Source organism: Streptomyces sp. WAC00040, from assembly GCF_056835925.1.
Window position 1 is genome coordinate 3016409 of record NZ_JAKQZE010000001.1, and the last position, 23971, is coordinate 3040379.

A 23971-nucleotide genomic window follows, 5' to 3' on the forward strand; every position below is an offset into this window, starting at 1 on the left:
CTTCTTGATCGCCCGGACAGGACGTTAAGGGATTTGCGCTGGTCGGCGGGGTGACGTAATGTTGTGTTCATCGCCGCGGGGTGGAGCAGCTCGGTAGCTCGCTGGGCTCATAACCCAGAGGTCGCAGGTTCAAATCCTGTCCCCGCTACTGAAACCGAAGGCCCGGATCCTTGGATCCGGGCCTTCGGTGTTTTGTGTGCCTTCGGTGTTTTGTGTTCTGCCGGCCCGGGCGCGGAAGAGGCCCCCGATAAGCACATCGGGGGCCTCTTCGTTGCCTGTGTGTCTTTGGCGCCTGTGCCTTTGTCGCCTACGTCACCCGGCGGCGCAGTTCGGACATGTGCCGCGGTACGTCACCTCGACGTCGGAGATGGTGAAGCCGAAGCGCTCCGTGTCCGGAAGGTCGGCCAGCGGGTTGCCCACCGGATGCACGTCGCGGATCGCGCCGCAGCGGGCGCAGACCAGGTGCTGATGGGGGCGGTGGGCGTTCGGGTCGTACCGCTTGGCGCGGCGGTCGGTCGACACCTCGAGCACCTCTCCGAGGCTCACCAGTTCGCCCAGGGTGTTGTAGACGGTCGCCCGGGAGATCTCGGGCAGCAGCCTCACCGCTCGGGCGTGCACCTCGTCGGCGGTCAGATGCACGTGTTCGCCGTCGAGGACCTCGGCCACGACACGCCGCTGGGCGGTCATACGCCAGCCGCGTCCGCGAAGTCGTTCCAACAGGTCACTCATGAGCACCAGCCTAACAGTGGTGGGAGCCGTGTCCCGAACAAGTGTGACTCTGGATGGTTGCTTGACTTAGACAATGTCTATTGTAGGATCGGGGCCAGCACACGCCAAGGACAGGTCGTGTGCACGAACGACTGGGCAGTACATGACGCAGGAGGCGCACGTGACGCAGGGACCGCTCACCACGGCGACCGGAGCTCCGGTCGCCGACAACCAGAACAGCGAGACCGCGGGCGTCGGCGGGCCGGTGCTTGTCCAGGACCAGTTGCTGCTGGAGAAGCTCGCGCACTTCAACCGCGAGCGCATCCCGGAGCGTGTCGTCCACGCGCGCGGCGCGGGCGCCTACGGCACCTTCACGCTGACCCGCGACGTCTCGCAGTGGACCCGTGCCAAGTTCCTCTCCGAGGTCGGCAAGCAGACCGAGACCTTCCTGCGGTTCTCGACCGTCGCAGGCAACCTGGGCGCGGCGGACGCGGTGCGCGACCCGCGCGGCTGGGCGCTGAAGTTCTACACCGAAGAGGGCAACTACGACCTCGTCGGCAACAACACCCCGGTGTTCTTCATCAAGGACGCCATCAAGTTCCCCGACTTCATCCACACCCAGAAGCGCGACCCTTACACCGGATCCCAGGAAGCGGACAACGTCTGGGACTTCTGGGGGCTCTCGCCCGAGTCCACCCACCAGGTGACCTGGCTGTTCGGCGACCGTGGCATCCCCGCCTCGTACCGCCACATGGACGGCTTCGGCTCCCACACCTACCAGTGGAACAACGAGGCCGGCGAGGTCTTCTGGGTCAAGTACCACTTCAAGACCGACCAAGGCATCAAGAACCTCACCCAGGCGGAGGCCAACAAGCTCGCCGGCGAGGACCCCGACTCGCACCAGCGCGACCTGCGTGAGGCCATCGAGCGCGGCGACTTCCCGACGTGGACCGTGCAGGTCCAGATCATGCCTGCGGCCGAGGCGGCGACCTACCGCTTCAACCCGTTCGACCTCACGAAGGTGTGGCCGCACGCGGACTACCCGCCGATCGAGATCGGCAAGCTGGAGCTCAACCGCAACCCGGAGAACATCTTCGCCGAGGTCGAGCAGTCCATCTTCAGCCCCGCCCACTTCGTGCCGGGCATCGGTCCCTCCCCGGACAAGATGCTCCAGGGCCGTCTCTTCGCGTACGGCGACGCCCACCGCTACCGCGTCGGCATCAACGCCGACCACCTGCCGGTGAACCGCCCGCACGCCACCGAGGCGCGCACCAACTCCCGTGACGGCTTCCTGTACGACGGCCGTCACAAGGGCGCGAAGAACTACGAGCCGAACAGCTTCGGCGGCCCGCATCAGACGGACCGCCCGCTGTGGCAGCCGATCCCGGTGACCGGCGTGACCGGTGACCACGCGGCCCCGGTCCACTCCGAGGACAACGACTTCGTCCAGGCGGGCAACCTCTACCGCCTGATGTCCGAGGAGGAGAAGGGCCGTCTGATCGACAACCTGGCGGGCTTCATCGCCAAGGTGTCGCGTGACGACATCGCCGAGCGCGCGATCAACAACTTCCGCCGGGCGGACGGCGACTTCGGCAAGCGGCTCGAGGCCGCGGTCCAGGCCCTGCGCGGCTGACGGCACGGCTTGTCGAGAGGAAGGGGCCGGATCCCGGGAAGGATCCGGCCCCTTCCGCGTGCACGGAGGAGCATGGTTCGGTGCGCCGTTCCTACGGCCGGGCCGGGTGCCGGCGAAGGCTCCTAGGCGACCACCTGGCTCCTGGCCGGAGCCCAGCAGCGGATGATGTCGCGGACGGAGACCACGCCGATCGGCCCGTCCCCGTCCGTCACGATCAGATGGCGGAACCCGCCGTGACTCATGGCCGCGGCCGCCTCCTCCAGGGTCCAGGAAGGCGCGGCGAAGACGACGTCGGTGGTGGTGTGGGTTCCGGCGGTCTCCAGGTCGGGGTCCTGCCCCAGACCGACCGAGTTCAGGATGTCCCGTTCTGTGAGGATGCCGAAGCTCGAGTCGGAGTCGAGGACCACTGCCGCGCCTACGCGGCGTGTGGCCATCAGTCTGGCCGCCTGGCGGAGTGTGTGTGCGGGTCCGATGGTGAGAACCACCGTGCTCATGGCGTCACGGACGAGCATGAAGAGAGCCACCTCCTTGGTGATCGGCCGTTAGAGAACCGATTCACAAGTTCACAAGTGTGGGGACTCTCAGAGTTGCAGCCCTCCGGGACGGCAGCAAGAGGGCGTGCGCGGCCTCTCCGGCCCGCGCCTGAGCCGCCGGCGGACCGGCGTACGCCGGTCGTGCAAGGGCGTACGCCGGTCCGCCGGCGCTGATGTCGCCGCCGTCGTGGACCTCAGTACTGCTGGTTGAGGTAACCCAGCAGTTCCTCGTGGAGCAGCCCGTTGGACGCCGCGGCGTTTCCGCTGTGCGGTCCCTGTCGTCCGTCGAGGCCCGTGAAGACGCCGCCCGCCTCCTGGACGACGATCGCCGGCGCGGCCATGTCCCACAGGGACAGCTCCGGCTCCGCGCAGATGTCGACCGAGCCCTCGGCGACCATCATGTAAGGCCAGAAGTCGCCGTAGCCCCGGGTGCGCCAGACCGCGCGCGTCAGGTCCATGAACCCGTCGAGACGGCCCTGGGCCTCCCAGCCGGTCAGTGACGAGTACGCGAAGGAGGCATCCTCCATGCGCTCGACCTTCGAGACGTGCAGGCGCGTCGCGGACGTCAGGCTGCGGCCCGTGTACGCGCCCCCGCCCTTCGCCGCCCACCAGCGCCTGCCGAGCGCCGGCGCCGACACCACACCGACGACCGGCTGGTAGCCGCCCTCTCCCGCCTCCATCAGCGAGATCAGCGTCGCCCAGACCGGCACGCCGCGCACATAGTTCTTCGTGCCGTCGATCGGGTCGACGACCCAGCGCCGTGGCCCGGTGCCCTCGATGCCGAACTCCTCACCGAGGATCGCGTCGCGTGGCCGTGCCCGTTGCAGATGCCCGCGGATGAGTTCCTCCGCCGCCTTGTCGGCCTCGCTCACCGGCGTCATGTCCGGTTTCGTCTCGACCTTGAGATCGAGAGCCTTGAACCGGTCCATGGTGGTGGCATCGGCGGCGTCCGCGAGGACGTGGGCAAGCCGCAGATCATCGTGGTAGTCGGGCATGGTCGCCACTCTATCCGTGCAGGCCCGATGGTTCCCGGGCCGGCCGGGGCGGCGGCCTCCTGCCGTCTGTATTGACAGGGGAACGCGGCCCGTCAACTCTGAGACCGGAGTTGCTCGGCCGGGGAGGCGACCATGCCTGCAGCGCGGGAGTCACTGCTGAACGCCGCTCTTGCGGCGCTGCGCGACCTGCCCTGGTCGGCGATACGGATGGTCGACGTCGCCTCCGCCGCGGGCGTCTCCCGCCAGACCCTCTACAACGAGTTCGGCAGCAAGGACGGCCTCGCCCGAGCCCTCGCGCGGCGCGAGGCCGACGCCTACCTGCGCGGGGTGGAGCGGCTGATGGCGCACGATGCCCCGGTTGCCGACCGGCTCGTGTCCCTCGCCGAGTGGACCGTCGGGGAGGCGCGTGCGAGACCTGTGCTGCGCGCGCTGCTCACCGGCTGCTGGGGCGAACGGCTGCCGGTGCCGCGCCCGGTCCGCGGGACCGTGCTCTCGCGGGTCCCCGCCCAGCGTCGCGCGGACGCGCGGCTGCCCGGTCCGGCGGAGCTGGTCGCGGCCGTGCGGGACCGTTCGCTCGCCGCGCCGGGGCACGGTCGCCGGTCCTGGGACGGCGACGGCGAACCGGGCGACCTGTCCCGGTGCTGCGAACTCGCGGTGCGGCTCGCGCTCTCCTTCGTCGTCGCGCCCGCCGGCGCGAGTGTCGCCCCGCTGGTGCGGGCGGCGTTGGGCGACGGACTCAGTTCGACGAGCCCGAGAGCTGGAGACCGACGATCCCGACGATCACCAGGGTGATGGAGACGATCTTGAGGGTGGAGACCAGGTCGTCGAGGAAGACCATGCCGTAGATGGCGGTGCCGGCAGCGCCGATCCCCGTCCACACCGCGTAGGCCGGGCCCACGTCGAGCTTCTTCAGCGACAGCGTCAGCAGACCGAAGCTGCCCAGCGCGAACGCGGCGAAGGCGACCGTCGGCCACAACCTCGTGAAGCCGTGCGACAGCTTGAGACACACGGCGAAGCCCGTTTCGAGGAACCCCGCAACCACCACCAGCAGCCACGCCATGAGTACTGGGCCTCCCGCGTAGTCGACGACTGCCTGGTCCGGGACCGACCGGGCTGCGGACCGATCGGTCATGACCGGCCGGTCCGACCTGGTGCGATTATGCACTTACCAGGTGTCGGGGACGGCAAACACGGATGACTCAGTCGCCTTCGCGTCGCTCACGGGTGGCCAGCAGCCGCCGCAGCGAATAGAGCCGCGCGGGATCAGCGTGGCCCTCCGCCACCCAGTCGTCCAGAGCGCAGTCCGGCTCGTCGTGCGAGCAGGCGCGCGGGCAGCCCTCGGTGCCCGGCACCAGCTCGGGGAAGGCGTTGATGACCCGGGACGGGTCGACATGGTGCAGTCCGAAGGAGCGCACCCCGGGGGTGTCGACCACCCAGCCGCCCTTCTCGTCCGCGAGCGGGAGGGCGAGTGCGGAGGTCGTGGTGTGCCGGCCACGGCCCGTCACCGCGTTGACCAGACCGGTGCTGCGCCGCATCTCGTCCGGGACGAGGGCGTTGACGAGGGTCGTCTTGCCGACGCCGGAGTGCCCGACGAACGCGGTCGTACGTCCGACCAAGTGCTCGCGCACCCGCTCCGCGGCACGCCCGTCGACGAACTCGTCCCGTGTGGTCACCACGTGCGGGACGCCCAGCGCGCCGTACATCTCCAGCAGTTCGTCGGGCGACGCCAGGTCCGACTTCGTCAGCACCAGCAGCGGTTCCAGCCCGCCGTCGTACGCCGCGACCAGACAGCGGTCGATCAGGCGGGGGCGCGGCTCGGGGTCGGCGAGGGCGGTGACGATGGCGAGCTGGTCGGCGTTCGCGACGACGACCCGCTCGAACGGATCGTCGTCGTCGGCGGTACGGCGCAGTACGGACGCGCGCTTCTCGATGCGGACGATCCTCGCGAGGGTGTCCTTGTCGCCCGAGAGGTCGCCGACGATCCCCACCCGGTCACCGACGACGGCCGCCTTGCGGCCCAGTTCCCGGGCCTTCATCGCGGTGATGATCCGGTCACCGACCAAGCAGGTCAGCCTGCCGCGGTCGACGGTGAGGACCATGCCCTCCATGGCGTCCTCGTGCTTGGGACGGATGTTGGTGCGCGGCCGGTTGCCCTTGCGGTTGGGCCGGGACCGGATGTCGTCCTCGTCGGTGTGCTTGCCGTAGCGCCGCATGCTGTCAGGCCTCGAGCATTTCGGCCCACATCCGCGGGAAGTCGGGCAAGGTCTTGGCGGTCGTCGCCACGTTCTCGATCTGCACGCCGTCGACGGCGAGACCGATCACCGAGCCCGCCGTCGCCATCCGGTGGTCGTCGTAGGTGCGGAAGACCCCGCCGTGGAGAGGACGCGGGCGGATGTGGAGGCCGTCCTCCGTCTCGGTCACGTCACCGCCGAGCTCGTTGATCTCCTTGGTGAGTGCCGCCAGCCGGTCCGTCTCGTGCAGACGCAGATGGGCCACACCGCGAAGTGTCGAAGGCGAGTCGGCGAGCGCCGCGACCGCCGCGATGCCGGGGGTCAGCTCACCGACCTCGCCGAGGTCCACGTCGATGCCGTGGATACGGCCGCTGCCGGTGAAGACAAGGGCCGTGCCGTTCGGCGTCGTCGTCAGCTCGCAGGAACCGCCCATCTCGGTGAAGATCTCGCGCAGCGCGTCACCGGGCTGGGTGGTGCGCTCGGGCCAGTCGGGGATCGTCACCCGGCCGCCGGTCACCAGTGCCGCCGCCAGGAACGGCTGGGCGTTGGACAGATCCGGTTCGATCGTCAGGTCGCGACCGAGCAGTGCGCTGTGCGACACCCGCCACACATCCGGCTCGCCGCCGGTCTCCGGCTCGTCGACCTGGGCGCCCACGGCACGCAGCATGTCCACGGTCATCCGGATGTGGGGCATGGACGGGAGCCGGCCGCCGACGTGCCGCACTTCCACGCCCTGGTTGAAGCGCGGGGCGGACAGCAGCAGCGCGGAGACGAACTGGGACGACGAGGAGGCGTCGATCCGGACCGGCCCGCCTTCCAGGGCGCCGCCGCCGTGCACGGTCATGGGCAGCGAGCCTCGGCCGTCGTCGTCGATCCGGGCGCCGAGCGTCCGCAGCGCGTCGATGACGCCGTTCAGCGGGCGCTCGTAGGAACGAGGGTCGCCGTCGAAGCGGATCGGACCGTCGGCCAGCGCGGCCACCGGCGGCAGGAAACGCATCACGGTGCCCGCGTTGCCGACGTCGACGGTGGCGGGTCCGTTCAGGCCGGAGGGGATCACGCGCCATGCCTCGCCGGCACCGCCTGCGGCCTCGTCGGCCGAGCCGCCCGCGGTGCTCGAAGAGACCGTCTCCTCGATGCCCACGCCCATCGCCTGAAGGGCCGCGGACATCAGCAGGGTGTCGCGCGAGCGCAGCGGCCGGCGCAGCCAGCCGGGCTCGGCGGCCAGCGCCGCCAGGACGAGGGCACGATTGGTGACGGATTTCGAACCGGGCACGGTGACCGTCGCTTCGACGGCTCCGGTCGCAAGGGGGGCGGGCCAGAGGGCGGGCTGCACGGCGCTTTCGGTCATGGACCTCACTTTAGTGGTTCCGAGCGAGCCCAGATCTTGATCAAAAATGTGGAAACCGGGGCGTAACGGAGAGGTGGTAGGCGGTGTGACGGCCGCTGTCTCACAGACCGAGCAGCCAGCGGCCCCCGCCGATCAGCGAGCAGACCGACACCGCGTGGAAGAAGAACAACCAGATCGCCGGTGGCACATGGGTGAGTCTCGCGAGCTGATCGGCGTCCGAGTCCGGCGCACCTCCGTAGCGCCGCTTGGACTGGAGCTCGAAGACCGGCCGCACTCCGCCGAGCAGCATGAACCAGACGGCCGTGTACGCGAAGACGGACTGTACGGCCGGCCCCGTCAGCCACGAGACCAGCAGGAACGCCGCCCCGGTGACCGTGACCGTCAGCACCCCGTACGCGTTGCGCACCATGACGAGCAGCGCCAGCAGCAGCGCGGTCGCCAGCCACAGCAGCAGTGTGATGTGGTGCGCGGCGAGCAGCCAGGCGCCGCCCAGGCCGAGCAGCGGGGCCGCCGTGTAGCCCGCGGCGGCCGTGAGGATCATTCCGATGCCGGTCGGTCTGCCGCGACTGACGGTCAGACCGCTGGTGTCGGAGTGCAGCCGGATGCTCTGCAGCCGGCGTCCCGTGGCCAGGGCCACGAGACCGTGGCCGCCTTCGTGGGCGATCGTGACGGCGTTGCGTGTCAGACGCCACAGGAAGTTCGGCATGACCGCGGCGAGCGACACCAGCCCGGTGACGGCGACGAGCCACGGCTCCGGAGCGGTCTGGGTGCCGAAGAGGCGGTCCCACAGGTCGGTGAGTGACGCGCTCGCGGCGCCGGCGTATGTGGTGACCATTTCGCGGGCGGCTCCCTCGGACGGCGTACGGAAGTGGCAGTGTGGCACTTATGTGCGGACGGTATGCAGCGAGTCGTAGGCCGGAGGACCTCGTAGGAATCTTCGAGGTCGAGAAGTGGGAGCCGAAGGAGACTCTGGAACCCGACTGGAACGTGGCGCCCACCAAAGAGGTCTACGCGATTCTCGAACGCCCTCTCAAGGACGCAGGCGACCGGGCTCCGGTTCGCCAGCTGCGCACGCTGAAGTGGGGTCTGGTGCCCTCGTGGGCCAAGACCCCGGAAGGCGCGGCGCGGATGATCAACGCGCGGGCGGAGACGGTGCACGACAAGCCGTCGTTCCGCAGGCCCTTCCTCACCCGACGCTGCATCGTGCCCGCCGACGGCTATTACGAGTGGGTGACCGGATCCGGTGAACGCCGGCTGGAGGTGGAGGGGAAGAAGAAGCGGCCGCGGAAGCAGCCGTACTTCGTCACGCCCGCCGACGGGTCGGTGTTCGCGATGGCGGGGCTCTACGAGTTCTGGCGCGACCGCACACTGCCGGACGACCATCCGCAGGCGTGGTGGGTGACCTGCTCCGTGATCACGACGGAGGCGGAGACCGGTCCGCTGGGGGTCGCGCCGGCGGAGGGACCGCATTCGCTGGCGGACATCCACCCCCGGATGCCGCTGATGCTGACGCCGGAACGCTGGGACGCGTGGCTCGACCCGGCCCGGACCGACCCGGAGGAGCTGCGGTCGCTGCTGGAGCCGCCGCCCGGCGGGCTCATGCGGGCCTATCCCGTGACGACGGCCGTGAGCAACGTGCGGAACAACGGGCCGGAGCTGCTGGAGGAGCTCCCCGCGCCGGAAGAAGCGACGTTGTTCTGACCCGGACGTCCTCCTGGCCTCCACGGAGGACCCGCGGCGCCCGCCGTCAAGGAGACGGCCTCCGACGCCTCGCACGCCGACAGGGCCAGGCACGGGAACGGCGCGTCCGGCGGCCCCGCGCCAGAATGGCCGGATGGAGCGGAAAGAGATCGTCGAGGTCGCCGGCGGGGACGCCCGGATCACCTGGTTCGGCGGGAAGCGCGCGCAGCTGGTGCTGGCGCTGGGGCACGGTGCCGGCGGCGGGATCGAAGCCCGCGATCTGCAGGCGATCTCGCGCGTCCTGCCCGCGCACGGCGTCACCGTCGCACTCGTGGAGCAGCCCTGGCGGGTGGCGGGCAAGAAGGTCGCTCCCGCGCCGCGGACCCTGGACGCCGCCTGGCGGGACCTCTGGCCGACGCTCGCGAAGAAGGGGCTGCCGGTCGTCGCCGGCGGACGCAGTGCCGGCGCGCGCGTGGCGTGCAGGACCGCCGCGGAGCTGGGTGCGGCAGCCGTCCTCGCGCTGAGTTTCCCGCTGCACCCGCCGGGGCGGCCGGAGAAGTCCCGCGCGGACGAGCTGCTCGGCGCGGGCGTGCCGACGCTCGTGGTTCAGGGCGGCAGTGACCCCTTCGGCAGGCCCGGCGAGTTCCCCGAGGGGCCCTACGAGCTGGTGGAAGTGGCACACGGGGACCACGGGTTCGCCGTGCCCAAGCGTGCCGGGATCACCGAGGAAGAGACCCTTCTCACCATCACGGACGCCGTGATCGGGTGGACCGGGTCCTTGCGGGAATGAGACACCGGCCGTGGCTGTTGAGGCGAACGTCAGAACACAGAGCATGGAGTAGGGAGTCCGCCGCATGGGTACGACCTTCTGCCCGACAGCCGAGCGCGCCAACGGGTTGGAGTGGACGGTGCTGTCGCAGGGCAAGAGCGGGCCGGTTCCTGCGGCGGGTGACGTGAATCGGCAGGGCCCGGCGGACCAAGGTCGACTATTCTCCGATTCGAGCGGGTCGGCATTCGGCCCCGCCACAGCGTTGGAGGAGGTGGGTCCGGTCACTGGGACCGACGCAGGGACCGACGACGGTCAGGCGCAGACGTCCGAGGAGACGACGCTCGAGCGCAATGCCCGCTTCGAGCGGGATGCTCTCGGCTACCTGGACCAGATGTATTCGGCTGCGCTGCGCATGACGCGCAATCCCGCCGATGCCGAGGATCTTGTGCAGGAGACGTACGCGAAGGCGTACGGGTCCTTCCACCAGTTCCGTGAGGGCACGAACCTCAAGGCGTGGATGTACCGGATCCTCACGAACACCTTCATCAACTCCTACCGCAAGAAGCAGCGCGAGCCCCAGCGCAGCGCGGCGGAGGAGATCGAGGACTGGCAGCTCGCGCGCGCCGAGTCGCACATGTCGACCGGGCTGCGCTCCGCGGAGTCGCAGGCGCTCGACCACCTGCCGGACTCGGACGTCAAGGAAGCCCTGCAGGCGATCCCCGAGGAGTTCCGGATCGCGGTCTATCTCGCGGACGTCGAGGGCTTTGCGTACAAGGAGATCGCGGACATCATGGGAACACCCATCGGTACGGTGATGTCCCGCCTGCACCGCGGCCGCCGCCAACTGCGCGGCATGCTCGAGGACTACGCCCGCGAGCGCGGGCTCGTCCCGGCCGGTGCGGGGGAGTCGAACGACGCGAAAGGCTCGGGCTCATGAGCTGCGGAGAGCCGCACGAGACGGACTGCTCGGAGGTCCTGGACCATCTCTATGAGTTCCTCGACCACGAGATGCCGGACAGTGACTGCACCAAGTTCGAGGTCCACTTCGAGGAGTGCTCCCCGTGCCTGGAGAAGTACGGCCTGGAGCAAGCGGTGAAGAAGCTGGTCAAGCGGTGTTGCGGGCAGGACGACGTGCCCAGCGACCTGCGGGCCAAGGTCATGGGGCGCATCGACCTGATCCGCTCGGGGCAGGCCGTCCCCGACAAGGACGTGGCGACCGCCCAGGACTGAGGGCCGCCGCACACACCGGCCGTGCGCACAGGGTGCGCCGCGAACATCGCGGCGCACCCTGTGCGTTGTCGGCCATGTCACCCGTACGTGCGAATGCTCGCCGTACGTCCTCCTGTCACTCTGCAAGTCGTTAGCGTGGCGCTGCTCGAGGAGGTCGGTGAGGAGGGCGTGAGCAGTGACGGCCATACCGGCGGCGGCGCGCGCGTACATCCTCGCCGTGATCCTCTGTGCCGCGGTCGCCGCCGCTCCGGTGGTCCTCCCCGCAGTCGTTGTGCCCTGGCCGACCGTATTGCTGCTCGCCGCCCTGTACGCCGTGGGCGAGCTGCCCGCCCGCCGTCGCGGCGACGACTCCGCCCCCGTCGGCGCCGGCACCTTCTTCCCCGTGCTGCTGGCGGCCGCCTTCCTGCTGCCGCCCGCCGCGGCCGCTCTGGTCCCCGTGCCGGGCGCGCTGCTCGGGCGGGTGGACGGCCCGCCGGCCGGGGTCCGGCGGACGTGGCGCGCGGCCCGGCTGGCCCTCGCCACCTGGGGCGCCGCCCACGCGTATCTGCTGTTCGGCGGCGAACAGGCGCCGCGGGCACCGGACTTCCCGTACGCTCTCGTGCCGGCCCTCGCCGGATCGCTCGCCTGCTGTCTGCTGCTGACGGTCCTCGACGGCGGCATCCGCACCACGGCGGTCGGGGTGCCTCCTTCGCGCGGTGCGCGGTGGGGAAGGGTTCCCCCGCCCGCCGTCCGGCGGGATCTCTCCGGTTCGGCGGCACCGCACTGTGTGCACGGGCTCGCCGGGCTCATGATGGCGGTCCTGTGGGGCAGCTCGTACGGGCCGCTCTCCGCCCTGTTCGTGCTGCTGCCCATGTACATCTCCTGCTGGATCTTCGCCCAGTACCACCGGGAGCGCGCCGCCCATCAGGCGACGATCCGGGCCCTGGTGCAGGCCGTCGACATCAAGGACCGGTACACACGCGGGCACAGCGAACGCGTCGGCCGGGCCTCGGTGCTGATCGCCAGGGAACTGAGCATGGAGGAGGAGCGCCTCGAGGTCGTCCGGATCGCCGGCATCCTGCACGACGTGGGCAAGCTGGGGGTGCCGACGAGGGTCCTCCGCAAGGAGGGGCCGCTGACGCCGGAGGAACGGCGGGTGATCGAGCTCCACCCGGAGTACGGGCACGAGATGGTGCGCGGCATCGGCTTCCTGGGGGAGGCCCGGGCGGCGATTCTGCACCACCACGAACGCATGGACGGCAGCGGATACCCGTACGGACTCGTCGGTCACCAGATCCCCGAGTTCGCCCGGGTGGTGGCCGTGGCCGACGCGTTCGACGCGATGACGTCCACCCGCTCCTACCGGCGCGCCCGGCCGGTGGCGGTAGCCCTGCGCGAGCTGGAGCGGTGCGCCGGTACGCAGTTCGACCCGCGCATGGTGCGCGCCCTGGTGCGCGCGCTGGAGCGGCACGGGTGGCAGACATCGGTGACCTCGGACGAGGCGGCGCTGCCGACGGTGCCGCCGCGGACGCCGGGAACGGGGGCTTCGCATCAGATACGGACAGGGTGAGCGGCCCACCCCGGCGGAGGCGGGCGAGAAAGGCCCCCGCGCACGCCGGCCCGCACACGTTCTCCATGTCATCCACACGGCCGCGGTCGCCGTGACCGCGGCCGCCCTCGCCTGGGTCGTGACCCACGGGGTGGCACAGCCCGCGAACGCCCTCGCCTTCGGCGCGTTCATCGCCGTCGGGGAGCTCGCCCGGTGGGGAGCGGTCCCCGGGGAGAGGGAGCCCGCCCCGCTGGGGGCCGCGGGCGCACTGGCGTACGCCCTGCTCGGCGAGTGCGCCGGGCAGCCGACGGGGCACGGGGCCTTCCAGGTCGTCGCCGTCGTCGTCGCGGGCGCACTAGTCGGCGCCGTGCCGCACGTCGCACGCGGTCAGGGGCCCGCGCTCGACCATGTGGCGCGGCGGGTGCTGACCGTCGGATTCACAGCGGTGTGCTTCCAGCCGCTGTACACCTCCGGCGAGTTGGGCCTGTGGCTCGGCGAGGGTCCCTATTACGCCCTCTTCCTGCTTCTCCTGCTGGTGCTGACCGCGCTGTGCGACGCCGTGCTGGCCGCCGTCATGCTGCGCGCCCACACCGGCCACCCCTTCGGGCCGCTGCTGCGGGACGAGCTGCGGACACTGCCGGGCATCGGCTCCGCCGTCGGCGCGAGCGGCGCGGTCATGGCCCTGGCAGTGGCCGTCGCGGGACTGTGGGCCCTGCCGGTGTTCTGTGTGCCGCTGCTGCTCACCCAGCTGTCCTTCCGCCGGTACGCGGCCGTGCGCGCCACCTACGGCCAGACGATCGCCTCCCTCGCCCGCGCCACCGAGATCGCCGGCTACACACGGCAGGGCCACGCCCGCCGGGTCGCGGAGCTCAGCACGGCCGTCGGACGGGAGATGGGTCTGTCCGGGCCCGACCTGACCTTGCTGGAGTACGCGGCGCTGATGCACGACATCGGGCAGCTGTCCCTCGTCGACCCCGTACCGGACGGTGCCACCGCGTCGCTGCCGCCGGCCGAGCAGCGCCGTATCGCGCTGCTCGGCGGTGCCGTGGTCCGGCGCACCGGCGTCCCGGCGGCCGTGGCCGCCGTCGTGGAACAGCAGGCCGACCCGTACCGGGACCAGCCCCTGGCCGCCAGGATCGTGCGGGCCGTCAACGCATACGACGACCTCGCCGGGGGAAGCGGAGGCAGAGCGGGCGGGGCGCTGGCCGCACTGGAGCAGCTGAGGCTGGGCACAGGGCGCGACTACCAGCCCGAGGTGGTCGAATCCCTGGCCAGGGTCCTGGGCAGAGTCCTTGTGTGAAGCGGCCAGGCCCCTGTTCCCACGGGGTAACCCATGGGTAATGAGCGAGCCTGCGACCGGGCATGGTTGGATGCGAAAGAAGGCACAGAAGCAGGCAGGCAGTCATGCGTCCGGGCAGTGCCCCGAGCGACCGGCAGGCGGGAATCGTGAGGATCTTCGGGAAGGTACGGCATCGGCCCTCCGCCTCTTGGCGGCAGGCCACGGACCGCGCGTTCACGCTGATCGGCGACGGCCGGTACGAGGACGCGGGCGCGTTGCTGACGCGGGCGGCGGATCTTGAGCCCTGGCTCTCGGAGTCCTGGTTCAACCTGGCGCTGCTGCACAAGTTCCGGCACGACTGGGAGCAGGCCCGCGCCGCGGGGCTGCGGGCGGTCGCGCTGCTGGACAAGGAGACGGGCGCCCCGGACTGGTGGAACGTCGGCATCGCCGCCACCGCCCTCCAGGACTGGCCGCTGGCCCGCCGGGCCTGGCAGGCGTACGGCCTGAAGGTCCCGGGAGCGGCCGCGGCGAACGGCGAGCCCGTCGGCATGGACCTGGGCAGCGCCGCGGTGCGGCTCTCCCCTGAGGGCGAGGCCGAGGTGGTGTGGGGCCGCAGGCTCGACCCGGCCCGGATAGAGGTGCTCTCCATCCCACTGCCGTCGTCCGGGCGGCGCTGGGGCGAGGTCGTGCTGCACGACGGCGTCCCGAACGGCGAGCGCACCACGACCGCCGGTCCGTCCTTCCCGGTCTTCGACGAGATCGAGCTCTGGGCCCCCTCTCCCGTCCCGACCTGGGTGGTCCTGCTGGAGGCGGCGACGGAGGCCGACCGGGACGCTCTTGAGCGGCTGGCGGCGGACGCCGGATTCGCCGCGGAGGACTGGTCCTCCTCGGTGCGGCTGCTGTGCCGGGCCTGTTCCGAGGGGAGCATGCCGAGCGCGGAGGGCGAGGGGGAGCACCTCGATCCGCACGACCACAGCGAGCCGGGCCATCCCGGGCCGCTCGGACACCGTACGGGCGGCGATCTCTGGTCGCCGGAACGCGAGTGCGGCATAGCGGCGCCCGCCGGGCTGGTGCGGGGCCTGCTCGACGGCTGGGTCGCCGACAGCCCGGACTCCCGGGAGTGGCGGGATCTCGAGGAAGTCTGCTGACGCCTGCCCGTAGGCTGTACGGACACGTGAGTGACCGGGCATCGGGCCATGGTCGGGTACTGAGAAGGGCGCAGAGGCTGACATGGCGTCGCAGCAGTCGGAGCAGGGGACGGACCAGCGGGTCGACGAGGAGGGTTTCCTCGTGGACACGGAGAACTGCGAGGAGCGGGAACTGGCGTACCGCGAGCGCGGCACGTCGCGTCCGATCACGGTCGTGGGGAACCCCGTGCTCCACAAGGAGTGCAAGGACGTCACGGAGTTCGACGACAAGCTCGCCGCCCTCATCGACGACATGTTTGCCAGCCAGAAGACGGCTGAGGGCGTGGGGTTGGCCGCCAACCAGATCGGTGTCGATTTGAAGGTGTTCGTCTACGACTGCCCCGACGACGACGGCGTGCGGCACACGGGCGTGGTCTGCAACCCGGTCCTGGAGGAGCTGCCGCCGGAGGAGCGCGTCCTCGACGACTCCAACGAGGGCTGCCTGTCCGTGCCGACGGCGTACGCCTCGCTGGCCCGCCCCGACTACGCGGTGGTCCGCGGCCAGGACGCGCAGGGCAATCCGGTCAAGGTGCGGGGCACGGGCTACTTCGCCCGCTGCCTCCAGCACGAGACCGATCACCTGTACGGGTACCTGTACATCGACCGTCTCTCCAAGCGTGAGCGCAAGGACGCGCTGCGGCAGATGGCGGAGGGCACCCCGCGTTACGAGGTCGTCCCGAACGACTGATCGCACGCACCGTCCGACGGCCCTGCTCACCGAGCGGGGCCGTCGCTGTTCACGCAGGCGTCATTGGGCGGACAAATGACGCCTGCTCAGGCATGGTTGACGCGCGTGGAACGGCCCGCCAGTCTCAGTGGTTGCACCGTCCCCACCCGGTATGGAGGCTCGATGTTCAGACGCACCGCACGACTCCTGCTCTCTATTGTCATGCTCATGATCGCAGGTCTCGGCGGGGTCGTCGCGACCGCCGGGAGCGCCCAGGCCGACGACTGCTACACCTGGTCACGCACCCTTTCCCAGGGGGCTTCCGGCTCGGACGTCAGCCAGCTCCAGATCCGCATGTCCGGCTACCCGGGCTACGGAGCCGTGCTCGCCGTCGACGGCTCCTACGGGCCGGCCACCACGGCCGCCGTCAAGCGCTTCCAGTCCGCCTACGGCCTCACCGCCGACGGCGTCGCGGGTTCCGCCACCTTCAGCAAGATCTACGCCCTCCAGGACAGCGACTGCACACCGGCCCACTTCAGCTACGCCGAACTCAACCGCTGCAACTCCACCTGGTCCGGCGGCGCGGTGAGCGCGGCGACCGCCAAGGCCAACGCGCTGCGGACCATGTGGAAGCTGGAGGCCCTGCGGCACGCCCTGGGCGACCAGCCCATCACCGTGACCAGCGGCTTCCGGTCGTACTCGTGCAACAGCGCAGTCGGCGGCGCGTCCAGCAGCCGGCACCTCTACGGCGACGCGGCCGATCTGGGCGCCGGACCGCACTCGCTGTGCAAGCTGGCCCAGCAGGCCCGCCACCACGGCTTCAACGGGATCCTCGGCCCGGGCTACCCCGGCCACAACGACCACACGCACGTCGACCATCGGGGCAGCCGTTACTGGTCCGCCCCAAGCTGCGGCATCTGAGGCACCCGAAGCCGAAGCGGCCCGTGCCTCCCCCCGTGAGAGGCGCGGGCCGCTGCTTTCTCGAGCGCCGCTGAGTACGGTCAGAAGTCGTCGTCGAAGGCGACCGACCCCTCGACCGCCACCTGGTAGGCGGACGGGCGGCGCTCGAAGAAGTTCGTCAGCTCCTGGACCCCCTGCAACTCCATGAAGGAGAACGGGTTCTGCGAGCCGTACACCGGAGCGAAACCGAGGCGGGTGAGCCGCTGGTCGGCGACGCACTGGAGGTACTCGCGCATCGACTCGGTGTTCATGCCCGGCAGTCCGTCGCCGCACAGGTCACGGCCGAACTGGAGCTCCGCCTCGACCGCTTCCTTCAGCATGTCGGTGACCTGCTGCCGCAGTTCGTCGTCGAAGAGCTCCGGCTCCTCCTTACGGACCGTGTCCACGACCTCGAAGGCGAAGTTCATGTGCATCGTCTCGTCCCTGAACACCCAGTTGGTGCCGGTGGCCAGACCGTGCAGCAGACCACGGGAGCGGAACCAGTAGACGTACGCGAAGGCGCCGTAGAAGAACAGGCCCTCGATGCACGCCGCGAAGCAGATCAGGTTGAGCAGGAAGCGGCGGCGGTCCGCCCGTGACTCGAGACGGTCGATGCTCTCGACCGAGTCCATCCACTTGAAGCAGAACGCGGCCTTCTCCCTGATGGAGGGGATGTTCTCGACCGCAGAGAAGGCGGCCGCCCGGTCCTCGGGGTCGGGAAGGTAGGTGTCGAGCAGCGTCAGATAGAACTGGACGTGCACGGCCTCCTCGAACAGCTGCCGCGACAGATACAGCCGCGCCTCGGGGGAGTTGATGTGCTTGTAGAGGGTCAGCACCAGGTTGTTCGCCACGATCGAGTCGCCCGTCGCGAAGAACGCGACCAGCCGGCCGATCATGTGCTGCTCACCCGGGGAGAGCTTGGCCAGGTCGGCCACGTCCGAGTGCAGGTCGACCTCCTCCACCGTCCAGGTGTTCTTGATCGCGTCCCGGTAGCGCTCGTAGAAGTCCGGGTAGCGCATGGGCCGCAGAGTGAGCTCGAAGCCGGGGTCGAGAAGGTTCTTGGTGGTGGAGCTCATTACTGGCAGGCCTCGCAGGACTCGGGGTTTTCCAGGGAACAGGCGACGGCATCCTCGGGCGTCACCTGTGCGGGGACCGGGACGGCCGCCGACGCGGCGCGCGCGATCCGGGTCGCGGGGCGCGAGCGCAGGTAGTACGTGGTCTTGAGGCCCTGCTTCCACGCGTACGCGTACATCGAGCTGAGCTTGCCGATCGTCGGCGTCTCGAGGAACAGGTTCAGCGACTGGCTCTGGTCCAGGAACGGCGTACGGGCGGCCGCCATGTCGATCAGACCGCGCTGCGGGATCTCCCAGGCGGTGCGGTACAGCGCGCGGATCTCCTCGGGCACCCAGGTGAAGCCCTGCACCGAGCCGCTCGCCTCGCGCAGCGCCTCCCGCGTCTGCGCGTCCCAGACGCCGAGCCGCTTGAGGTCCTCCACCAGATAGGAGTTGACCTGGAGGAACTCGCCGCTGAGTGTCTCGCGCTTGAACAGGTTGGAGACCTGCGGCTCGATGCACTCGTAGACACCGGCGATCGAGGCGATGGTCGCGGTCGGCGCGATGGCGAGCAGCAGCGAGTTGCGCATGCCGACGTCGGCGATCCGGGCACGCAGCGCCTCCCAGCGCTCCGGCCAGGTCAGCGTCGTGTCGTAGTGGTCGGGATGCAGCACGCCGCGTGCCGCGCGCGTCTCGGCCCAGGCCGGCAGGGGCCCGTTGCGCTCCGCGAGGTCGCACGAGGCCTCGTAGGCCGCCAGCATGATCCGCTCGGCGATCCTCGTCGAAAGGGCCCGGGCCTCCGCCGAGTCGAAGGGCAGCCGCAGCTTGAAGAAGACGTCCTGCAGGCCCATCGCGCCCAGGCCCACCGGGCGCCACCTGGCGTTGGACCGCCCTGCCTGCTCCGTCGGATAGAAGTTGATGTCGACGACGCGGTCCAGGAAGGTGACGGCGGTGCGGACGGTGGCGTCCAGCCGCTCCCAGTCGATGTCGTCGCCGCTGACGAACGCGCCGAGGTTCACCGAGCCGAGATTGCACACGGCCGTCTCGCCGTCGTCCGTGACCTCGAGGATCTCCGTGCACAGGTTGGAGGAGTGCACGACCCGTCCCGGCTCCGCGGTCTGGTTGGCGGTGCGGTTGGACGCGTCCTTGAAGGTCATCCAGCCGTTGCCGGTCTGGGCGAGGGTGCGCATCATCCGGCCGTAGAGGTCGCGCGCGGGGACGGACCGGCGGGCCAGTCCCGCGGCTTCCGCCCGGCGGTAGGCCGTGTCGAAGGCCTCGCCCCACAGGTCGACCAGCTCCGGGACGTCGACCGGGGAGAACAGCGACCACTCGGCGTCCGCCTCGACGCGGCGCATGAACTCGTCCGGGATCCAGTGGGCCAGGTTCAGGTTGTGCGTACGGCGGGCGTCCTCACCGGTGTTGTCGCGCAGCTCGAGGAACTCCTCGATGTCCGCGTGCCAGGTCTCCAGGTAGACGGCGGCTGCGCCCTTGCGGCGGCCGCCCTGGTTCACCGCGGCGACCGAGGCGTCAAGGGTCTTCAGGAACGGGACGATGCCGTTGGAGTGCCCGTTGGTGCCGCGGATCAGTGAACCGCGGGCGCGGACACGGGAGTAGGAGAGCCCGATGCCGCCCGCGTGCTTGGAGAGGCGCGCGACCTGGTGGTAGCGGTCGTAGATCGAGTCGAGCTCGTCGAGCGGCGAGTCCAGCAGGTAGCAGGACGACATCTGGGGGTGGCGGGTGCCGGAGTTGAAGAGGGTGGGGGAGGAGGGGAGGTAGTCCAGCCGGCTCATCAGCCGGTACAGCGCCGCGACCTCCTCAAGGGCGCGCGGCGAGTCGTCCTCGGCGAGCCCGCAGGCGACGCGGAGCATGAAGTGCTGGGGCGTCTCGACGACCTGGCGGGTGATCGGGTGACGCAGCAGGTAGCGGCTGTAGAGGGTGCGCAGGCCGAAGTAGCCGAAGCGGTCGTCCGCCTCGAGGTCGATCAGCGCGTCGAGCCGCGCGGCGTGCAGTGCCACGAAGGCGGCCGTGCGGTCGGCGATCAGCCCCTCGCGGTGACCGGTGGCGACCGAGGCGGTGAACGAGGAAGCGCCCTGCCCGGCCGCCTCTTCGGCGATGGTGCGGGTCAGCAGACGCGCGGCGAGCCGGGAGTAGGCGGGGTCGTCCGAGATGAGGCCGGCGGCCGCTTCGGCGGCGAGGGAGTGCAGCTCCGCAGCGTCGGACCCGGCGTTGCGGCCGCGCAGCGCGGCCGCGGCGACCTTGCCCGGGTCGGTGTCGGGCAGGTCCGCCGTCAGGTCCGTCAAGGTCCGCAGCAGCGCGGTCCCGGGGCCGTCGTTCTCCGTCGCTGAGACCGGATCGGCTGGCGCGATGGTCATGTGATGCTCTCCCTCGCTCGGCTCTGGGCCGGCGGAGGGGGCGGGCCGTGGCACGTGTGACGGGGCAGCACGGCGCACGGCGTCCACCGGCCCAACCGCGAGGCCCGGACGTCTGGGCATCCGGATCGGTCGAACCGGATGCGCCGTCGACAGGTCCTCGGACTTGAACGGGTACGGCAGAGCGCACCGGATCACACCGTTGCGGGACAGTTCCGGACTCGCACCGGATTCCCCTGTGGCGACAGCGAGATGAGCATACATGTGGGGGCGGGGTGCTGCGCCTGCCCCTACATGTTGTGTCGGGAGGTCATATCGTGACGGCAGGTCCGGAGAGCTCCAGTGCGTACGTCAGCAGCGAAACGAGGCCCGGGACGGGTTCCCAGTCCCGCTCCGGGGTGCGCACGAAGCCCATCCGGCCGTAGATGCGGTGCGCCGCGTACATCGTGGGCTGTGTGGAGAGCACCAGCCGTACGCACCCCGGGGTGGCTCTCGCCCGTTCCACGCAAGTGCGCACCAGCGCCTCGCCCGCACCGCGGCCGCGTGCCTCGGCGCCCACGGCGAGCATCCGGAACTCGGCCTCGCCGGGTCCCGCGATGTCGGCGAACGGTCCGCCGGCCGGGACGAACGCCACCTGGCCGAGCAGCGTGCCCTGGTCGTCGACGGCGACGTACACCTCCGCCTGCGCGTCGCGGCCCGCGACGTCGCGGAGCACCTCGAGGTACGGGTCCTGTTCGCCGAGGGCCAGCAGCCCGCCGTCGAGGTAGGCGCGGGCGGTCAACTCGCCGAGGGCCGTGTGCTCCTCGGGTTCGACTCTTCTGATCGTGATGTCCATGCCCGGCAGTGTGTATCAGGGCACGACGAAGGGCCGCCGCATTTCCCGGCCGGGGAAGTGCCCGGACGGGAGGCGCGACGGCCCTTGTGCGCGCGACCGGTCAGTGACCGCCGGGAGCGCCCGCCGTGGCCGGCGGCAGCTCCACCTTCACGCCCGGGTCGCCCGCGTCCGCCGTGTAGTCGGACGGGCTGGTCTCGTCGATGCCGTCGGGGGCCTTGGCCGCCCGCAGGACGAAGGTGAGAACGACGGTGACGACGACGTTCAGCACGAACGCGGTGAGACCGATGTAGCCGATCTCGCCGATGCCCGGGATCTCCGCGGACGAGCCGCCGAAGTGCTTCTGGGTCGGGCTGGCCACGCCGTACGCGGCGGCGGTGCCGTAGATCATGCCGACCGCCCAACCGCCGATGAGCGCCCACCGGTGGAACCAGCGGGTGAACAGACCGCCCACCAGCGCCGGGAAGGTCTGGAGGATCCAGATGCCGCCCAGCAGCTGGAAGTTGATTGCGACCGTCTTGTCCATGGTGAGGACGAAGGCGAGCGCGCCGACCTTCACCAGCAGCGAGACCAGCTTGGAGACCTTGGTCTCCTGCGCCGGCGTCGCGTCGGGCTTGAGGAAGTCCTTGTAGATGTTGCGGGTGAACAGGTTCGCCGCGGCGATCGACATGATGGCCGCCGGGACGAGTGCGCCGATGCCGATGGCGGCGAAGGCGACGCCCGCGAACCAGTCGGGGAACATGTTCTCGAACAGCTGAGGGATCGCCAGCTGGCCGTTCTTGACGTTCACCCCGGCCGCGATCGCCATGAAGCCGAGCAGCGCCAGCAGGCCCAGCATCAGCGAGTACAGCGGCAGGATGGTGGTGTTGCGGCGGATCACCTCACGGCTGCGCGAGGAGAGCGTGGCCGTGATCGAGTGCGGATACATGAAGAGCGCGAGCGCCGAACCGAGCGCCAGCGTGGCGTAGCCCCACTGGCCCAGCTCGCCGGGCACCAGAGCGCCGTTGGGCTTGTCGGTGGCCGGGTTGATCTGGGCGAACTTCTCGCCGGCGCTGGCGAAGATCTCGTCGAAGCCGCCGAGCTTGATCGGGATGTAGATGATCGCCACCGCGATGACGATGTAGATCAGGGTGTCCTTGACGAAGGCGATCAGTGCCGGGGCACGCAGTCCGGAGGAGTACGTGTAGGCCGCGAGGACACCGAAGGCGATCAGGAGCGGCAGGTCCTTGACGAACCAGTGCGTGGTTTCACCGCCGCCCACGCCCATGACGTCCAGCACGGCCTGGATGCCGACCAGTTGGAGCGCGATGTACGGCATGGTGGCGAGGATGCCGGTGACGGCGACCGCCAGCGACAGGCCCCTGGAGCCGAAGCGTCCGCGGACGAAGTCCGAGGTGGTGACGTATCCGTGCTTGTGCGACACCGACCACAGCCGTGGCAGGAAGGTGAAGATCAGCGGGTAGACGAGGATCGTGTACGGCACGGCGAAGAAGCCCGCCGCCCCCGCCGCGTAGATCGCCGCCGGGACGGCGACGAAGGTGTACGCGGTGTAGAGGTCGCCTCCGAGCAGGAACCAGGTCACCCAGGTGCCGAACGACCGTCCGCCGAGGCCCCATTCATCGAGGCTGTGCTCGTTCTCGGCCTTGCGCCAGCGCGAGGCCAGGAAGCCCATGACCGTCACGGCCAGGAAGAAGAAGATGAAGACGGCGAGTGCGACGCCGTTCACGCCGTCCTTCATCGGGACGCACCCCCCTTGCGGGCGCGCTGGTCACGCTGCCACAGCTTGTAGGCGATCATCGTCAGGGCCGTCGAGATCAGGACCCAGAGCATCTGGTACCAGTAGAAGAACGGCATGCCTATGACCGTGGGTTCGAGCTTCGCGTACGAACCGACCCAGAGCATCGCCACGAACGGGGCGACGAGGCAGAGGGCGATGATCACGCGCACCGGCGTGACGACCGGTGCTTTCGCTTCGGGCGCTTCAGGCGCCTCTGGTACCTCGGGCACTGCTGACATGCGGCTCCGTCCCCTTGCGTCACCTGTGTAATGGGCAGGAAATCTAGGCGAGCCGTTCGCGCGGAGTCACCCCCGGTCCGCATATCGGTACGGCAACGACTTACGGCCGGCGGGGGCAAAACATGACATGGCACCGCAACAAGTTGCGGTGCCATGCGGCCGAAAGGGGGAGCGAAGTCAGTCGTTGGGGCGCTGGAGCCTCGCGACGAACTTGTAGCGGTCGCCGCGGTACACGGAGCGGACCCACTCCACCGGCTCTCCCTGAGCGTCCAGCGAGTGGCGGGAGAGCATCAGCATCGGCAGGCCGACGTCCGTGCCGAGCAGGCCGGCTTCGCGCGGGGTGGCCAGCGAGGTCTCGATGGTCTCCTCGGCCTCCGCGAGATGGACGTCGTAGACCTCGGCCAGAGCGGTGTAGAGCGAGGTGTACTTGACCAGGCTGCGGCGAAGCGCCGGGAAGCGCTTGGCGGACAGGTGCGTGGTCTCGATGGCCATGGGCTCGCCGCTCGCCAGACGCAGCCGCTCGATACGCAGCACCCGGCCGCCGGCCGCGATGTCCAGCAGTCCGGCCAGGGTGTCGTCGGCTGTGACGTATCCGATGTCCAGCAACTGAGACGTGGGCTCCAGTCCCTGTGCGCGCATGTCCTCGGTGTACGAGGTGAGCTGGAGCGCCTGGGAGACCTTGGGCTTGGCGACGAACGTGCCCTTGCCCTGAATGCGTTCGAGCCGGCCTTCGACGACCAGTTCCTGGAGCGCCTGGCGGACGGTGGTGCGGGAGGTGTCGAACTCCGCGGCCAGCGTCCTTTCCGGGGGCACGGGGGTGCCCGGCGGCAGGGTCTCCGTCATGTCGAGCAAGTGGCGCTTGAGCCGGTAGTACTTGGGCACGCGCGCGGTGCGGGTCTGTGCCCCGCCCTCGGCTTCGGTGCCGCCCCCGTCCATGGTCATGGCCCGCCTTCCCGACTGCTGTGCTCCTGCCGT

At 70.1% G+C, this 23971-nt stretch carries 24 protein-coding genes, 1 tRNA gene and 1 riboswitch; of the genes, 12 read left to right on the forward strand and 13 right to left on the reverse strand.

The genetic code is table 11. The annotated features are described in order from the left end of the window. Positions 1-74: 74 nt before the first annotated feature. Positions 75-148, forward strand: a tRNA-Met gene (locus tag MDN94_RS14145). 164 nt (positions 149-312) lie between these two features. Here MDN94_RS14145 and MDN94_RS14150 read toward each other — a convergent pair. Beyond that, a complete protein-coding gene (locus tag MDN94_RS14150) occupies positions 313-729 on the reverse strand; it encodes a Fur family transcriptional regulator (protein WP_441264100.1) in 417 nt (138 codons plus the stop codon). Between the two features lie 160 nt (positions 730-889). Between MDN94_RS14150 and MDN94_RS14155 the strand changes: the two genes are divergently transcribed. Continuing rightward, the gene (locus MDN94_RS14155) at positions 890-2341 is read left to right on the forward strand and encodes a catalase (protein ID WP_482726171.1); all 1452 of its coding nucleotides are present in this window, start codon (positions 890-892) and stop codon (positions 2339-2341) included. 122 nt (positions 2342-2463) lie between these two features. Here the strand turns inward: MDN94_RS14155 and MDN94_RS14160 are convergent, their stop codons facing one another. Together MDN94_RS14160 and hisN are read right to left on the reverse strand one after the other, a co-directional pair. After that, positions 2464-2853 carry a CBS domain-containing protein gene (locus tag MDN94_RS14160; RefSeq protein WP_482726172.1) on the reverse strand — a complete coding sequence of 130 codons (390 nt, stop codon included), beginning with the start codon at positions 2851-2853 and terminating at the stop codon, positions 2464-2466. Between the two features lie 215 nt (positions 2854-3068). Then, on the reverse strand, positions 3069-3869 hold the full coding sequence (gene hisN / locus MDN94_RS14165) for a histidinol-phosphatase (RefSeq protein ID WP_482726173.1): 801 nt from the start codon (positions 3867-3869) through the stop codon (positions 3069-3071). Between the two features lie 132 nt (positions 3870-4001). Here hisN and MDN94_RS14170 point away from each other — a divergent pair, with 132 nt between their 5' ends. Continuing rightward, positions 4002-4661, forward strand: coding sequence for a TetR/AcrR family transcriptional regulator (locus tag MDN94_RS14170; RefSeq protein WP_482726174.1), 660 nt, complete (start codon positions 4002-4004; stop codon positions 4659-4661). Here MDN94_RS14170 and MDN94_RS14175 read toward each other — a convergent pair. The 4 genes from MDN94_RS14175 to MDN94_RS14190 form a co-directional block, all read right to left on the reverse strand. After that, positions 4606-4929 carry a DMT family transporter gene (locus tag MDN94_RS14175; protein ID WP_482727074.1) on the reverse strand — a complete coding sequence of 108 codons (324 nt, stop codon included), beginning with the start codon at positions 4927-4929 and terminating at the stop codon, positions 4606-4608. The genes MDN94_RS14170 and MDN94_RS14175 overlap by 56 nt on opposite strands. A gap of 139 nt (positions 4930-5068) precedes the next feature. Then, complete coding sequence (rsgA, locus tag MDN94_RS14180; RefSeq protein WP_482726175.1) at positions 5069-6082, reverse strand: ribosome small subunit-dependent GTPase A; 1014 nt, start codon at positions 6080-6082, stop codon at positions 5069-5071. Between the two features lie 4 nt (positions 6083-6086). Further along, positions 6087-7448, reverse strand: a complete 1362-nt coding sequence (aroA, locus tag MDN94_RS14185; protein WP_482726176.1) for a 3-phosphoshikimate 1-carboxyvinyltransferase — start codon at positions 7446-7448, stop codon at positions 6087-6089. Positions 7449-7548: 100 nt separating this feature from the next. After that, complete coding sequence (locus tag MDN94_RS14190; protein ID WP_441264106.1) at positions 7549-8283, reverse strand: M50 family metallopeptidase; 735 nt, start codon at positions 8281-8283, stop codon at positions 7549-7551. 50 nt (positions 8284-8333) lie between these two features. Here MDN94_RS14190 and MDN94_RS14195 point away from each other — a divergent pair, with 50 nt between their 5' ends. The 9 genes from MDN94_RS14195 (at position 8334) to MDN94_RS14235 (ending at position 16709) form a co-directional block, all read left to right on the forward strand. Then, entirely contained in the window at positions 8334-9149 is an 816-nt protein-coding gene (locus tag MDN94_RS14195) for an SOS response-associated peptidase (protein WP_482726177.1), read from the forward strand. Between the two features lie 133 nt (positions 9150-9282). Then, positions 9283-9918 carry an alpha/beta hydrolase family protein gene (locus MDN94_RS14200; protein WP_482726178.1) on the forward strand — a complete coding sequence of 212 codons (636 nt, stop codon included), beginning with the start codon at positions 9283-9285 and terminating at the stop codon, positions 9916-9918. A 250-nt stretch (positions 9919-10168) separates the two neighbouring features. Then, complete coding sequence (locus MDN94_RS14205) at positions 10169-10834, forward strand: sigma-70 family RNA polymerase sigma factor (RefSeq protein ID WP_037773788.1); 666 nt, start codon at positions 10169-10171, stop codon at positions 10832-10834. Further along, on the forward strand, positions 10831-11127 hold the full coding sequence (gene rsrA, locus MDN94_RS14210; protein ID WP_005312173.1) for a mycothiol system anti-sigma-R factor: 297 nt from the start codon (positions 10831-10833) through the stop codon (positions 11125-11127). Before MDN94_RS14205 ends, rsrA begins: the two co-directional genes overlap by 4 nt. Positions 11128-11302: 175 nt before the next feature. Further along, a complete protein-coding gene (locus MDN94_RS14215) occupies positions 11303-12676 on the forward strand; it encodes an HD-GYP domain-containing protein (protein ID WP_482726179.1) in 1374 nt (457 codons plus the stop codon). Between the two features lie 91 nt (positions 12677-12767). Beyond that, on the forward strand, positions 12768-13955 hold the full coding sequence (locus tag MDN94_RS14220) for an HD-GYP domain-containing protein (protein WP_482726180.1): 1188 nt from the start codon (positions 12768-12770) through the stop codon (positions 13953-13955). 146 nt (positions 13956-14101) lie between these two features. Continuing rightward, a complete protein-coding gene (locus tag MDN94_RS14225; protein ID WP_482726181.1) occupies positions 14102-15082 on the forward strand; it encodes a tetratricopeptide repeat protein in 981 nt (326 codons plus the stop codon). Positions 15083-15164: 82 nt separating this feature from the next. Beyond that, complete coding sequence (gene def, locus MDN94_RS14230; RefSeq protein ID WP_482726182.1) at positions 15165-15809, forward strand: peptide deformylase; 645 nt, start codon at positions 15165-15167, stop codon at positions 15807-15809. A 162-nt stretch (positions 15810-15971) separates the two neighbouring features. After that, positions 15972-16709, forward strand: a complete 738-nt coding sequence (locus MDN94_RS14235; protein WP_482726183.1) for a D-Ala-D-Ala carboxypeptidase family metallohydrolase — start codon at positions 15972-15974, stop codon at positions 16707-16709. Between the two features lie 80 nt (positions 16710-16789). On the opposite strand, the gene MDN94_RS14240 is transcribed toward MDN94_RS14235, so the two are convergent. The 6 genes from MDN94_RS14240 to MDN94_RS14265 form a co-directional block, all read right to left on the reverse strand. Next, positions 16790-17803: a ribonucleotide-diphosphate reductase subunit beta gene (locus MDN94_RS14240; protein ID WP_441264113.1), complete on the reverse strand. Its 1014-nt coding sequence runs from the start codon at positions 17801-17803 to the stop codon at positions 16790-16792. Further along, on the reverse strand, positions 17803-20151 hold the full coding sequence (locus MDN94_RS14245) for a ribonucleoside-diphosphate reductase subunit alpha (RefSeq protein ID WP_482726184.1): 2349 nt from the start codon (positions 20149-20151) through the stop codon (positions 17803-17805). The genes MDN94_RS14240 and MDN94_RS14245 overlap by 1 nt, the downstream gene beginning before the upstream one ends. A gap of 131 nt (positions 20152-20282) precedes the next feature. Then, positions 20283-20409, reverse strand: a riboswitch (cobalamin riboswitch). 49 nt (positions 20410-20458) lie between these two features. Continuing rightward, on the reverse strand, positions 20459-20983 hold the full coding sequence (locus MDN94_RS14250; RefSeq protein WP_482726185.1) for a GNAT family N-acetyltransferase: 525 nt from the start codon (positions 20981-20983) through the stop codon (positions 20459-20461). Between the two features lie 100 nt (positions 20984-21083). Then, positions 21084-22718 carry a monocarboxylate uptake permease MctP gene (gene mctP, locus MDN94_RS14255; protein WP_482726186.1) on the reverse strand — a complete coding sequence of 545 codons (1635 nt, stop codon included), beginning with the start codon at positions 22716-22718 and terminating at the stop codon, positions 21084-21086. Further along, complete coding sequence (locus MDN94_RS14260; RefSeq protein ID WP_482726187.1) at positions 22715-22996, reverse strand: DUF3311 domain-containing protein; 282 nt, start codon at positions 22994-22996, stop codon at positions 22715-22717. Before MDN94_RS14260 ends, mctP begins: the two co-directional genes overlap by 4 nt. 177 nt (positions 22997-23173) lie before the next feature. After that, positions 23174-23938, reverse strand: a complete 765-nt coding sequence (locus tag MDN94_RS14265) for a GntR family transcriptional regulator (RefSeq protein ID WP_441264237.1) — start codon at positions 23936-23938, stop codon at positions 23174-23176. Positions 23939-23971 lie beyond the last annotated feature (33 nt).

Bases quoted from the DNA above. Each gene is read 5' to 3' on its own strand.
- MDN94_RS14150 (WP_441264100.1), bottom strand. From the start codon at position 729: ATGAGTGACCTGTTGGAACGACTTCGCGGACGCGGCTGGCGTATGACC.
- rsrA (WP_005312173.1), top strand. From the start codon at position 10,831: ATGAGCTGCGGAGAGCCGCACGAGACGGACTGCTCGGAGGTCCTGGAC.
- MDN94_RS14190 (WP_441264106.1), bottom strand. From the start codon at position 8,283: ATGGTCACCACATACGCCGGCGCCGCGAGCGCGTCACTCACCGACCTG.
- MDN94_RS14240 (WP_441264113.1), bottom strand. From the start codon at position 17,803: ATGAGCTCCACCACCAAGAACCTTCTCGACCCCGGCTTCGAGCTCACT.
- MDN94_RS14235 (WP_482726183.1), top strand. From the start codon at position 15,972: ATGTTCAGACGCACCGCACGACTCCTGCTCTCTATTGTCATGCTCATG.
- mctP (WP_482726186.1), bottom strand. From the start codon at position 22,718: ATGAAGGACGGCGTGAACGGCGTCGCACTCGCCGTCTTCATCTTCTTC.
- MDN94_RS14245 (WP_482726184.1), bottom strand. From the start codon at position 20,151: ATGACCATCGCGCCAGCCGATCCGGTCTCAGCGACGGAGAACGACGGC.
- rsgA (WP_482726175.1), bottom strand. From the start codon at position 6,082: ATGCGGCGCTACGGCAAGCACACCGACGAGGACGACATCCGGTCCCGG.
- def (WP_482726182.1), top strand. From the start codon at position 15,165: ATGGCGTCGCAGCAGTCGGAGCAGGGGACGGACCAGCGGGTCGACGAG.
- MDN94_RS14250 (WP_482726185.1), bottom strand. From the start codon at position 20,983: ATGGACATCACGATCAGAAGAGTCGAACCCGAGGAGCACACGGCCCTC.
- MDN94_RS14170 (WP_482726174.1), top strand. From the start codon at position 4,002: ATGCCTGCAGCGCGGGAGTCACTGCTGAACGCCGCTCTTGCGGCGCTG.
- hisN (WP_482726173.1), bottom strand. From the start codon at position 3,869: ATGCCCGACTACCACGATGATCTGCGGCTTGCCCACGTCCTCGCGGAC.
- MDN94_RS14160 (WP_482726172.1), bottom strand. From the start codon at position 2,853: ATGCTCGTCCGTGACGCCATGAGCACGGTGGTTCTCACCATCGGACCC.
- MDN94_RS14260 (WP_482726187.1), bottom strand. From the start codon at position 22,996: ATGTCAGCAGTGCCCGAGGTACCAGAGGCGCCTGAAGCGCCCGAAGCG.
- MDN94_RS14195 (WP_482726177.1), top strand. From the start codon at position 8,334: ATGTGCGGACGGTATGCAGCGAGTCGTAGGCCGGAGGACCTCGTAGGA.
- MDN94_RS14200 (WP_482726178.1), top strand. From the start codon at position 9,283: ATGGAGCGGAAAGAGATCGTCGAGGTCGCCGGCGGGGACGCCCGGATC.
- MDN94_RS14175 (WP_482727074.1), bottom strand. From the start codon at position 4,929: ATGGCGTGGCTGCTGGTGGTGGTTGCGGGGTTCCTCGAAACGGGCTTC.
- aroA (WP_482726176.1), bottom strand. From the start codon at position 7,448: ATGACCGAAAGCGCCGTGCAGCCCGCCCTCTGGCCCGCCCCCCTTGCG.
- MDN94_RS14265 (WP_441264237.1), bottom strand. From the start codon at position 23,938: ATGACCATGGACGGGGGCGGCACCGAAGCCGAGGGCGGGGCACAGACC.